Genomic DNA, 12,805 nt, shown 5'->3' with positions numbered 1-12,805 from the left:
CATCAACTTTGAAACTGAGCCTTCACCCATTGTAAAACCACCTTAACCTTTCTTAAACTAATTGCCATTCCCTTTTACTCATGAAGGCTCTACTATATCTACACTTGATTTAATTGTGATTGGATTGTTGTCATGCGCAAAATAAGCAAAAAGTCTGCTATCAAATGGGGTGTCATCACCTTAATTATCGTAGCATTAGGGGCTTTGGCCTATACTTTTTTAAAACCAGAAGAAGCCACACCTAATTATTTAACCGCAACCGTTGAAGTCGGTGATATTGAAAACAATGTCATGGCATCTGGTAAAGTAAAAGCGTTAAATACCGTCGATGTAGGGGCACAGGTATCTGGTGAAGTAAAACGCCTGTACGTTGAAGTCGGTGACGAAGTCAAGCAAGGCGATTTGATTGCGCAGATTGATCAAGTGACTCAGAAGAACAGCCTGAGCAATGAACAAGCCAGTCTTGAGCAAAGCGAAGCCGCGCTACAAAGTGCGCAAGCAGAATCGTTGAGCAAACAAGCCAGTCTAAAAAGTGCCTATGCTGATCTTGCCAGCCGTCAGACTGAGCTCAAACAAGCACAGTCTGACTTTGCGCGTTTGCAAGACTTAGTCGCTATCGATGCTATCTCACAACAAGAATATGACACGCAGGCGACCAGTGTCGAGACTGCAAAAGCAGCCGTTGCCAATGCACGTGCGGCTATCGACACAGCTAAAGCCGCGATTGCGACCACAGAAGCCAATATCAACAGTCAGCAAGCAGCATTACGCAAATCACGAACCAACGTCAGTACTGCTGAAGAAGATCTAAGCTATACCACGATTCGTGCACCAATATCAGGTACAGTCGTTTCTATTACGACTGAGCAAGGTACTACGGTCAATGCTAACCAAACGGCGCCCACATTGGTGACGTTAGCAGATTTATCGACCGTACGTATCAACGCGCAAATCTCAGAAGCTGATGTCATTAACGTCAGTGCTGGTATGCCTGCTTATTTCAATATTATCGGTAATCCAGACAAACAGTATGATGCGACATTAACCGCTATCGAACCTGCCCCAGAGCAGATCAGTAGCACCAGCTCGACAGACGCTGCTATCTATTACGTCGGCTACATAGAAGTACCAAACCCTGACCGCTTGTTTCGAATCGATATGACGGCACAGATATATATCATCGTCAACGAAGCCAAAAATACTCTATTAGTACCATCAACAGTGATACAAGAAAAGCGAGCTAAAGAAAAAGGCAAATCAACAACGGGCAAGTTTGTACGTGTATTAAAAGATGACGGAACCGTAGAAGAGCGTACTGTAGAAGTCGGTATTGATAACCGAGTAAATGCGCAAATCTTAAGTGGTTTGAAAGAAGGGGAAGAAGTAATCATCAGTGAAGAGAGCGGTAAGAAATCAGATAGCGGCCGCGTACCTGGTGGACCTCAAATGTAACTTGTGCTTTGACTATGTTGAGTAAGAAAGGCTTGCTAAAAACATAGCAGCCCTTTCATAACAACACTATAACGCTTATTAGCCTTTATTAAAGACACTGCTATGACTATATCTCAATCTCCTAAACCGTCGAGTGAAGATAGCTCTGAAAGTAGCACGGCTCAAAACTTAGGGTCACACACTACTGCTAACCCTTCAAACAGCTCAGATAACTTAAGTAATCCGGCAAAAACCAATACCGCTAACCATCCTGCATCAGGCAAGCCCATTATGGAGCTGTCTGGCATTATCAGAGAGTTCCCTGCTGGTGAGCAAACCATTCGCGTCTTGCATGATATCAATCTGACGATTCACCAAGGTGAGATGGTTGCCATCATTGGACAATCAGGCTCTGGTAAGTCCACCTTGATGAATATCTTAGGTTGTCTAGATCAAGCCACTGCTGGTGATTATAAGATTTATGGTCAATCCGCCCGTAAGCTTGATGCCGATCAGCTAGCAGAACTGCGCCGTGAGCACTTTGGTTTTATTTTTCAGCGCTATCATTTGCTTGGTGATATCAGTGCCAAAGACAACGTCGCCGTCCCTGCCGTGTATGCGGGCATGGATACCGAGGCACGCACCAATCGTGCTGAGAAGCTATTAACGGATTTGGGCCTTGGCAATAAGGTCAATAACCGTCCCAATCAGCTCTCAGGTGGACAGCAGCAGCGTGTTTCTGTTGCTCGTGCACTGATGAATGGTGGTGACGTTATTTTGGCAGATGAGCCAACGGGTGCCCTAGACAGCAAATCTGGCGAAGATGTCATGGCGATTTTGCATGACCTCAGCGCACAAGGCCATACCATTATCATGGTCACTCATGATCCAAAGCTGGCAGCGCAAGCGGAGCGTGTGATTGAACTAAAAGACGGCTATGTCATCGCTGACTATCAAACCGAGCATTATAAGCACACCGACAAAAAACCAGAGTCTATCATTGGTGAACACCGTAAAAGTGCCTTTGGTAGCTTTATTGATCGACTGCTTGAAGCGTTTAAAATGTCTTTGCTTGCCATGCGTGCGCATAAGATGCGTACTCTACTAACTATGCTCGGCATTATTATCGGTATTGCCGCAGTCGTATCTATCGTAGGCCTTGGACAAGGCTCTCAGCAGCAAATCCTTGCCAATATCAGCTCGTTAGGTACCAATACCATTACCGTCAATGATGGCTACCCTAGAGGCGATCCTAGACGCCGCTATAATGATGACAATTTGACACCAGAAGATGCAGAGGCGGTCGGCAATCAGCCCTATATTATCAGTGTCAGCCCTCAGGTAAATGCCAGCTCTAGTGTCCGCTATCGTAATATACAAGAGGATGCTACCGTCAATGGCGTTGGTGAAGACTATCTAAACGTCACTGGTGAGACATTAACATTGGGCCAAGGGTTTGATGCAAAAAGCATTACATTACGTAGTCAAGATATCATCATCGATGACAACGCTAAACAGACCTTTTTCTCAGATATTGATAATCCTGTTGGTGAGGTGATACTGGTTGGTAGTGTGCCTGGACGCGTGATTGGCGTCCTCGAAGAGAGCGATGGTGGATTTGGCCCCAGTGTGACGACGCCTACTATCTATATGCCTTATACGACGGTGATGTCGCGTGTCACGGGTAGTACCAATATTGACCGCTTTGTAGCGTTGTTAGATGATAGTATCTCCTCCAGTGCAGCAGAGACGGCCATCTCTGACTTAATAGAGAGTCGCCATGGCAAAGATGACTTTGAGCTGCGCAATTCAGACTCTATCCGTCAAACCATTGAATCGACGACAGGCACGATGACATTACTTATCTCATCGGTCGCGGTTATTTCATTGATCGTCGGCGGTATTGGGGTGATGAACATTATGCTAGTCTCTGTCACTGAACGTACCAACGAGATTGGCGTACGTATGGCAGTGGGCGCGCGTCAGAGCGATATTATGCAGCAGTTCCTCATTGAGGCCATTCTGGTCTGTATCTTAGGGGGGCTGATCGGTATTGGACTGGCATTTGCCATTGGTGAGTTAATTAATAGTGTGGGCGGTGATAATTTCAAAGTTATCTATTCATCAACCTCTATTATTGCTGCTTTTGTTTGTTCGACGTTAATTGGCGTAGTATTTGGATTCTTGCCAGCGCGTAATGCTGCCAAACTAGATCCTGTTGAAGCACTTTCTCGAGACTAATAATCGATTATTGACTCGCTTTAGCCAAAAATAGAGCAGTCAATATCGATATAATGACGAAAATTTAAATAAACTGGAATAAATTGGCAATTTTATAAGAGAATTACACTTTTTTTATCATGTGGGGTTGTAATTGTCATAATAATATATATAATGTGCTCTCACGTTTAGGGATACAAACACTTTAAACGTTAGGGCTGTTAGCTCAGTTGGTAGAGCAGTTGACTTTTAATCAATTGGTCCCGCGTTCGAGTCGCGGACAGCCCACCATATTTAGTTTAATCTTTATTAATCGTTCTACCCTATCCGGTAGTAGACTAATAAAGATAAATTTAAAAGACATCGTTAAGATGTTTAGTTTTAGAAAGTTCTTTAGTTAGAATTTTCTCTTGCAGAGTTAAAAAGCATTGCTTTTTTATATACTCTTCAGGGCTGTTAGCTCAGTTGGTAGAGCAGTTGACTTTTAATCAATTGGTCCCGCGTTCGAGTCGCGGACAGCCCACCATATTTAGAAAGCCCAGTTACTATCTTAGTAACTGGGCTTTCTTTCGTCTGGGCGTTTTAAATGTTGTTTCTTAGCTTTTATGTACCTCTATTTATTATGCTTGCGTTTAAATAGTCTAAAGTTATCTCTCTTGCGCCATAGTAGTTTGTGTCTGATCGTATCTTTGATGGTACGTGGGTGCTTAGGTGCATGAGCAATAAACTCATCGAACTCTGCCTCACTCATCGCTAGCTCTCGACCATGTGCCATCATCACCATTGACGGTTGCAATGCCCTGATTTTTTTTAGCGATTGAACATAGTCTTTAGGGTAGTAGACAGGAAATGGTGCTACGAACTTGTGTCGCAACTTAATGATTAAATCAGCGGTGTATACTTCGCGACTGGGCAGATGAAACAAAGACAAATCACGATCCGTATGACCTGGCGTCTCTAGTACTTGCCACTCATCAAAGTGTGGCACAATCTCACCATCTGTGACAGTGATATCTAGTTTTAGACTTGCCGAGTAATATAGGTTTTTAAGTGGGCGTCCTTGACGTCTGGCCACATAATATCCTAGATGTATATCTACGAAGTGCATCGTGCGCCCGCCAATACCGCTATACCACTGCTTTTTTTTATCAGCGGAGACAATCAGACAGCCCGTCTCTTCTCGAAACTTATGTGCACCGCCTGCATGATCCGGATGCATATGCGTGACCACCACTACTTTTAGGTCGGTGACGGGTCGTTTTAACGTTGTCTTAATATAGTCAAGCACCATCGGCACATCAGCACGGCAGCAGCCATCTAACAGCATTATTTTATCTGGATATACTGCCAGATAGCTACTCTGGATATATCCTTCTAATCGTACAATTTCACATAGACTCATTGGTGTTCCCTACCTCATTCGTCGTTATTATTGTGAGGCTTTTGTTCAGTTTTATAGCCAACCTTTAGTATAGCGCCCGTCACGATAAATAAAACGACTTTGAGTGAACGCTTGTGACTATATACAAGAGTAAGGCGACATAAAGAGACGATGCGGCTAACAATTAACTATGGACAACTTACTACTCATAACCGCCTATATAATTCTATCCATGATAACTCTCACCTTATTAGTAAAAAGCAAAAAACCCAGCGCTTAGGCTGGGTTTAAGGAAACACTTAGTATTTAGATAGTTTGTAAACTATCTATTTATCGACTATGCAAGATCACGAACCTTTGGCTCACGTTCCCATAGGCGAGACTTAGCATTATTAATAAAGGCATCTAGCTCGGCCAATGGCGTCACAAATTCATCTTTTTCAACTGGGAGCTTACTTAAGATAAATTCATCAGTCGCACCGCAATATGCGATAGCTTTGCAATGGTTATACGCATCATTGAACCAATCTAACGCAGAGCTGTCCATGGCCAGCTTTTTAGCTTGGTCAGGCATAATGATACTAACGACAGCATCAAACATCACTGACGGACCACCAGCGAGGCGCTCATCAGCTTGTATGCGTGTACCATCATCCAATACGACTTCTTTGTTAGGCGCTACAATCTTGACGCTAGCACCCTGCGCTTTGGCGGCATCTTCGAATTTTTTGACTTCACTGCTATTAGAGCCTTCTGCAACTAAGATACCAATCATGCGACCTTTTAAGCTATCAGGCGTTAGGCCAATAGTTTGTACCGCTTTAGAGGTTCCCAAGTCTTGCACAGGTGCAGCCGCGTCAGCTGGCTCTGGTAGCTCCATACCCAATGCCGTTGCTACGCGATTGGCCAAGTCTTCATCGATATGAATCAAATGGCTAAGCATACGCGTACGTACATGGGCTGTATCTACCTTACCTAGCTCAAACGCATAAGCAGTTGCGATATGTGCTTGCTCAGTTGTTGTCTGACTACGGTAGAACATACGTGGCTGGCTATAATGATCTGCAAAACTCTCGTCACGTACGCGGCCTTTTACGCCATCATCTAGTTGCTCATGGAATGAGTTAAAACCACGTTTAGCGCTTTCACGAGGACGAGTTGGATCTAGGCTTTGTGGCTCATAGAGTACACGTGTCTTAGGCACTTGCATCTGCATATGACCATCTTGCTGATTATTAGCAAACGGACATTTTGGTGCATTAATAGGAATCTGGGCAAAGTTTGGCGAGCCTAGACGTGATAGCTGCGTGTCCAAGTAACTGAATAGACGACCTTGCAATAGTGGATCATTACTAAAATCAACACCCGGTGGCAGGTGCGATGGGCAGAATGCTACCTGCTCAGTCTCTGCAAAGAAATTATCAGGATAGCGGTTCAGTACCATCTTACCCACGACTTTCACTGGTACTAATTCTTCTGGAATCAGCTTGGTCGCATCTAGATGGTCAAATGGGAATTCATTGGCTTCTTCTTCAGTAAATAACTGTACGCCAAACTCCCACTCAGGATAGTCACCGTTGTTGATCGACTCAAACAGGTCGCGGCGATGGTAATCAGGATCAGCACCTGAAATTTTCACTGCCTCATCCCATGTAGTTGACTGTACGCCCAATACTGGCTTCCAGTGGAAACGTACAAAGGTGCTCTTACCGTCTTTATTGATTAAGCGATAGCTATGAATACCAAAACCTTCCATCATGCGTAGGCTACGTGGTAGACCACGATCACTCATCAGCCAGATTAAGTTGTGCATGGTTTCAGGACTTAGTGAGACAAAATCCCAGAACGTATCATGAGCAGAGGCCGCTTGTGGGAAACCGCGATCTGGTTCTGGTTTTACCGCATGGATCAAATCTGGAAACTTCATCGCATCTTGGATAAAGAAGATTGGCATATTGTTACCAACGATATCCCAGTTACCTTCTTCTGTATACATTTTCACAGCAAAACCGCGCACATCACGTGGTGTATCTTTTGAGCCTTTGTTACCGGCTACCGTTGAGAAACGCGTGAATAATGGTGTTTGCTTACCTGTTTCGGTCAATACTTTGGCAGTCGTATATTCTTCTAGAGACTCTGTCAGCTCAAAATAACCGTGTGCGGCACTACCACGAGCATGGACGATACGCTCAGGGATACGCTCATGGTCAAAATGATTGATTTTTTCACGTAATACAAAATCCTCCAATAGCGTCGGTCCACGTGAGCCTGCTTTTAGAGAGTTTTGGTTGTCAGCGATGGCCACACCTTGTTGCGTGGTTAATACTTTAGTGTCGTCACCTGCGCGCTGATGTGTTTCACCACCATTGCCACGTTCCGTATTCATGTCTTTGGCGGGGTCCGTATGATCGATATTATCATTCATAAAAAGTCCTAGCTAATAGATTGAGAGTGCTCTTTTAAATCATTAAAAGAGTGCCTACACAGGTTTGATATCCTTTGAGGTAGTGGTGACTTCATCTGTCATTTATTTATCTGTGTTTTCAGCATTGCCGAGCGTTAAACTGATACCGCACTAAAATTCGTAAAGGAATAATAGGCTTAGGACTTATACTACCCAAAAAATAAGTCAAATATAGTTGCGTATATAGTAAACCTTGTTGATATTTAGTTAACGTTTATAGATGCTATAAAGCGACTACTTTAGATGGTCTTAAAGGCGCATAAACGTTAACAATAGAATCTTGTAATGTAGTTATTCTTTAAGGTATTCTTTTTATGAAGTATCAGAAACTATTGATAAATAAATTGGCAGGGTTTTAGCCTTATATTTATCTTTTTTATATCGTTGAATTCAGATAATTTCGATACAAGAAAACCGAGCGCAAGTTATACATTGGTATAGTTAGCGAGGATGACAATGTAGCGGATTTATAGGGATTTGATGATGCGACTATTTTTTATATAACTATAAGGCCACCTACCATGTTACCAACTCTAAACTCCCCGACTAAAAAACCTTATCACTCATTGCTAGTAGGCGCATCAATGGGTCTAATGGCATTAACGTTCAGTCAAACAGCTGCTGCTATCACGACCAAGAGCGTTACCTATACGGTCGATGATAAAGCATACGAAAGCTATTACGCCAAGGCGGACAAAGCTAATGCACCTTTTATCTTATTGATTCATGATTGGGACGGTCTAACTGACTATGAGCGCAAACGTGCTGATATGTTAGCGGCTGAAGGCTACAACGTATTGGCGGCCGATATGTTTGGACAAGGCATTCGCCCTACTTCTATCGAAGAAAACAAACGCCTAACTGGGGAGCTATATGATGATCGTAATAAAATGCGCCGCATATTGGCAGGAGCACTGACGGCAGGACAACTACAAGGCAATGATGTGCGTAAAGGCACGACCATGGGTTATTGTTTCGGCGGTACGGTCGCGTTAGAGCTAGCACGCTCAGGCTTTGAGCAAAAAGCCTTTGTACCTTTCCACGGTGCCTTTGATATTCCAACTGGTCAAAGTTATGACAAAACTACGGGAGAAATCCTAGTATTCCATGGCTCTGCTGACCAATCTGTCTCGCTAGAGAGCTTTGCGACTTTGGGCAAGACCTTAGAAGCAGCCAAAGTACCTCATGAGATGGTTACCTACAGCGGTGCGCCACATGCCTTTAGCGTATTTGGCAGCGATAGATATGACGCCCGCGCCGATGAGCGCTCTTGGAAACGCTACTTAGACTTTTTAGCAGAAGAATATAAATAATCCAGCAGCACAAGTTGCATAAGTAATAATATAAGCAAACCCAAACAAAAAGACACCTCAACAAGATCTGATAACGATCCATTAAGGTGTCTTTTTATTTAGTTTTTGCTGACGCTTTAAAAAATTAGCGCTTCTGAAATACCAATAGCTGATTATTAGCAGGCATCGCATAAGTAGTGACAAGTTGCAAATGATGTTCACTGGCTAAACTGACAACCTCTTCTTTATGACGAATGCCACTATCAGGATTACCTGCTCTCAACATCGCATCAAATCGCTGATTGCCCTCACTGGTATATTTACCATCCTCGTTAAATGGGCCATATACAATCAGTTTGCCATCAGTAGGTAGCGCATCACCAGCCAATGTAAACAACCGTTCAACCAAAGCCCAACTGATAATATGCAGCGTATTAGCCGTAAACATTGCATCATAAGGTAAGTTTAACTGGCTATTGACAGGTACGGCATCCGTACTCAAATCAAACGCTAATGGCGAATATAGATTGGGTGCAGGATACGCATTGTGCCAAGCGATTATATGGCGATGATTACCAGTCACATCGCTAGTTTGCCACTGTATCTCAGGCAGATTAGGCGCAAAGTAAACACTATGCTGCCCCGTTCCAGAACCAATCTCTAATACATGATTACAGCCTTGTAGCTCTGTTTGAAGTACTTCTAAAATAGGTTGTTTATTATTCTCACACGCTTGAGAAAACGGCAATGCAGAAATATTTACTTTATTATTTGGATTATCACTCTCCAGATTATCGTCATGCATTACTATCCTCCCAGACCTTTTTTTATGCTCTCAGCATTGATAGCAGTAGATGAACAAGCACTGTCTAATACTGCCCTAGTGACTACCAAACAACTTATACTAGTAAATACCCGCTTCTACCCCAGCGGCCAACGTCATGGCAAGCTCTTCTACTTGCTCAGCAAAGCTATCTTGCCAATCGCCTTGTAGTATCAGCGCCTCTTGAATCCATGACCAACGTAGCCCCGTTGTAATCGTTTTGAGCGCAAGTTTGGTGCTTGTACCATCATGCCCTGCCCGTATATATACCGCAAATGGCATACCCTGCTTCTCTTCTAGCACGGGATAATAGCAACGATCAAAAAAGTCCTTGGTCAGCCCTGCCATATACGCTAGATTTTCAGTCGTACCTAGCAGTAACGCATCAGCAGCCAATACATCTTCAGGCTGCGTATCCTGCGGTGATTTCAAAATGACGTTGATATCTATATCAGGATGATTGGCACCGTCATAAGCCGCCTGCGCCAATTTCTGAGTATTGGGCGATGGCGCATGAGCGACGATGAGTAAAGTCTTAGTAAACATATTAGGCGTCTGTGCCATTGTTAAACACTAAGTTTTGAGTAATCTCAGGATCCAAGCTATTGCCTACTGGGCAGGTCAATGCGGTTTTATAAAATCGCTTTAAGGTACTCTCGTCCAAAGCTTTTGAAAAATTGACCACGATATGTATTTCACTCACACGTCTTGGTTTGGCGGCCATGATTTTAGTGACCTCTGCAGTCGTACCTGAGATATCGATATCCATCGCTTCGGCTTTGATACCAATAATCGTTAAGATGCAACTGCCCAAACTGGTCGCTAGCAAATCAGTCGGAGAAAACGCTTCGCCCTTACCATGATTGTCCGTCGGCGCATCAGTGATGATTTGATTATTCGACTGTAGGTGAATGGCTTGGGTGCGTAAATTGCCTTGGTAGGTTACTTTTGAGGTTGTCATATTATTATCCTATTTTTTAGATCGTTTCTTTACAATTGATTTAGTTAAAATTTTTAGTACGATTCATGACTCATCTCTTAATCCATTCTAATATATGTATGATAAGTAATGATTATAGAGAAATATCACACTTATTTGTGCGAATTCGAAAGTAATAACTTGATATCCTACATTTGCCCACTATACTTACTAAGTTAATATATTATGATATAGCAAAACCTTGAAAGGGCAAATTTAATGAATATTCATGACCTATCTGAATATCAGTTATATAAACTAAAATCTATAGATCCTACTCTCAGTTCAGACTGGTCTGACGTTGTAAACAGTATCCTTCCAAAACTCAATCAGCAAGGTCAAGATACGGTCTATGAAAATATATTAAAACCGCGAGGTATTTTCCTTAATGATGAAGACAATCTGATTCATAAAAGTCCTAACACGTTGAGACAAACTGTTGAAAACTTACATACGAATAATCAAGAATTAATCGCTATCTCACGGCATATGTTAAAAATTATCGACCCAAACATTAACGCTTACAATGCTATAAAGTTGGCTGATGAGGTCGAAGCGATTCTTAGCTACCTTGATAGTGTAGACACAAATAATAGCATCTCTGATCAGAAATATAGGCAAATGATACGGACAGCATTTCTATATGATTTGGCTATATGGATAGAGAGTATTACTTTAGAGATTAAACCGGGCTTACGGAAACTAGATACCGATACCATCAAATCCTACTTCAAAGAAGTTTTTATCAAACAACAAATACAAGGACGCGACTTTCGTAATTGGGACTCGTCAGACCTCAGCTTTCAAGAACTTACACATCTGCCCTCCTTTATCAAAAAAGAAGGTAAAGATAGAAAGTTCTTTATTGTGGAAGGACAGAGTTATTGGTTTTTAATTGGTAGTGCGAATAAAGTTGACAAAAATGCTTATTCTTTCCGTCGATTTCTGTACGAAGATGAAAGTGGTAATAATGTTAAAAAGTATATCTACTTAACTCATATAGTGCTTAAAAAAGACCAAATGCATGATCCTGAATATATGGAACATGCCGCCTACTGTATGACGAGATTATATACACTCGACGTAGGTGTATCGGACACACTGCTGAGATCTGTGCATGAGATTCAACAGTTATATCAAAACTATCTGCAACCTTTACTAAGAGCACCTCTTGAACAAGATGGCAGCAACCCAGAGATTGTAATTAGAGAGCGTTTGATTAAATTTGAAAAGCAGTTATCGATATTGATACTTCAAAAACTACCTGGAATGATCGAAGTAGCGCTTCATGATGTAAATGACCAAGACTATTTATTTTATCATCTAGATCAGTTGATAAAAAAAATGAATGAAAATATTGAAGATTTTCGATTACAGCCTTTTTCTATGTACTCAACCAGTAGTGAAATAATGGCTGTAAAGTTAATTTCTATGGCGCAATTATTAAATAAATCACGTAGCCTACTTTGCTCTCAAGAGAAAGCCATAGGTGATCATACCGAAACAATGAAAGCAACATTAGAAATCATAAAAGCAAATCTTGAAGAAATTGAGGATTCTATAGAAAACTTAAAGTCTTTCAAAGATAGTATAGATGACTATAAATATATAAAAGAGAATGGTAGCTTCTGGCAAAAACTGAAATCCCGAACAGCTCCTGAGTACTCATTAGAAGATATTTCTCAAATGGAGCAAAGCTTACAAGAAGATTTTTTTATGTCAACCGTTCGTTTAGCTAAAATACAAAACGAAAGTATGATTTACGTCGAATTTGAATGTAATAGTATTATCAATGAACAATATAGGCATTATGCCATTGCTGACGGTAAGCTAGGAATAAGTCGTTTGCCACGGATATTGCGCTTAAATGAGGATAAAAGTAAATTTAATATACAATCTATAAGAGATGTAATATATCAGGATCTTTTTAAATCTAACCAACAATGGAACCCACATAACAATTAGAAAAAGATAAAAATGTAAGATTTAAAAAGACCTTTATCTAAATGATAAAGGTCTTTTTTTACAATCACATAAGTAATTGAGCTGAAAGAAACTGTCCATTAAATTTAGAAACTTTATAAAATTCCGCACACAAACAAAACCCCCTTACACTTTCGCGTAAGGGGGTATTGAGGGAATAGAGAGCTGACGATGACCTACTCTCACATGGGCGAACCACACTACCATTGGCGCTACGATGTTTCACTTCTGA

Annotated in this window: 9 protein-coding genes and 2 tRNA genes; 6 read left to right on the top strand and 5 right to left on the bottom strand. The window is 41.8% G+C overall.

All coding sequences use genetic code 11. From position 1 onward, the window contains the following. Positions 1-132: 132 nt before the first annotated feature. The 4 genes from HCZ91_RS05680 to HCZ91_RS05665 all read left to right on the top strand — a co-directional run bounded on the left by HCZ91_RS05680 (position 133) and on the right by HCZ91_RS05665 (position 4,177). The gene (locus tag HCZ91_RS05680) at positions 133-1,452 is read left to right on the top strand and encodes an efflux RND transporter periplasmic adaptor subunit (RefSeq protein ID WP_179798627.1); all 1,320 of its coding nucleotides are present in this window, start codon (positions 133-135) and stop codon (positions 1,450-1,452) included. A 270-nt stretch (positions 1,453-1,722) separates the two neighbouring features. Next, positions 1,723-3,672 (top strand): MacB family efflux pump subunit, encoded by a 1,950-nt coding sequence (locus tag HCZ91_RS05675; RefSeq protein ID WP_257019991.1) that lies wholly within the window; start codon positions 1,723-1,725, stop codon positions 3,670-3,672. A gap of 194 nt (positions 3,673-3,866) precedes the next feature. Then, a tRNA-Lys gene (locus HCZ91_RS05670) sits at positions 3,867-3,942 on the top strand. Between the two features lie 159 nt (positions 3,943-4,101). Further along, positions 4,102-4,177, top strand: a tRNA-Lys gene (locus HCZ91_RS05665). Between the two features lie 87 nt (positions 4,178-4,264). Here the strand turns inward: HCZ91_RS05665 and HCZ91_RS05660 are convergent. Both HCZ91_RS05660 and HCZ91_RS05655 read right to left on the bottom strand, forming a co-directional pair. Continuing rightward, a complete protein-coding gene (locus tag HCZ91_RS05660; RefSeq protein ID WP_179798625.1) occupies positions 4,265-5,053 on the bottom strand; it encodes an MBL fold metallo-hydrolase in 789 nt (262 codons plus the stop codon). Positions 5,054-5,369: 316 nt separating this feature from the next. Continuing rightward, a complete protein-coding gene (locus tag HCZ91_RS05655) occupies positions 5,370-7,457 on the bottom strand; it encodes a catalase (RefSeq protein WP_179798624.1) in 2,088 nt (695 codons plus the stop codon). 560 nt (positions 7,458-8,017) lie between these two features. Here HCZ91_RS05655 and HCZ91_RS05650 point away from each other — a divergent pair. After that, entirely contained in the window at positions 8,018-8,809 is a 792-nt protein-coding gene (locus HCZ91_RS05650; RefSeq protein ID WP_179798623.1) for a dienelactone hydrolase family protein, read from the top strand. Between the two features lie 124 nt (positions 8,810-8,933). Here HCZ91_RS05650 and HCZ91_RS05645 read toward each other — a convergent pair whose 3' ends face one another. The 3 genes from HCZ91_RS05645 to HCZ91_RS05635 all read right to left on the bottom strand — a co-directional run bounded on the left by HCZ91_RS05645 (position 8,934) and on the right by HCZ91_RS05635 (position 10,572). Next, a complete protein-coding gene (locus HCZ91_RS05645) occupies positions 8,934-9,593 on the bottom strand; it encodes a DUF938 domain-containing protein (RefSeq protein ID WP_179798622.1) in 660 nt (219 codons plus the stop codon). A gap of 99 nt (positions 9,594-9,692) precedes the next feature. Continuing rightward, positions 9,693-10,157: a flavodoxin family protein gene (locus tag HCZ91_RS05640; RefSeq protein WP_179798621.1), complete on the bottom strand. Its 465-nt coding sequence runs from the start codon at positions 10,155-10,157 to the stop codon at positions 9,693-9,695. A 1-nt stretch (position 10,158) separates the two neighbouring features. After that, on the bottom strand, positions 10,159-10,572 hold the full coding sequence (locus HCZ91_RS05635) for an OsmC family protein (protein ID WP_179798620.1): 414 nt from the start codon (positions 10,570-10,572) through the stop codon (positions 10,159-10,161). Between the two features lie 237 nt (positions 10,573-10,809). Between HCZ91_RS05635 and HCZ91_RS05630 the strand changes: the two genes are divergently transcribed. Then, a complete protein-coding gene (locus HCZ91_RS05630) occupies positions 10,810-12,555 on the top strand; it encodes a hypothetical protein (protein ID WP_179798619.1) in 1,746 nt (581 codons plus the stop codon). The last annotated feature ends 250 nt before the right edge of the window (positions 12,556-12,805 follow it).

The organism is Psychrobacter sp. BI730 (assembly GCF_013414195.1).
Taxonomy (GTDB): Bacteria; Pseudomonadota; Gammaproteobacteria; order Pseudomonadales; family Moraxellaceae; genus Psychrobacter.
This window is presented reverse-complemented; position numbering and strand designations above follow the sequence as displayed.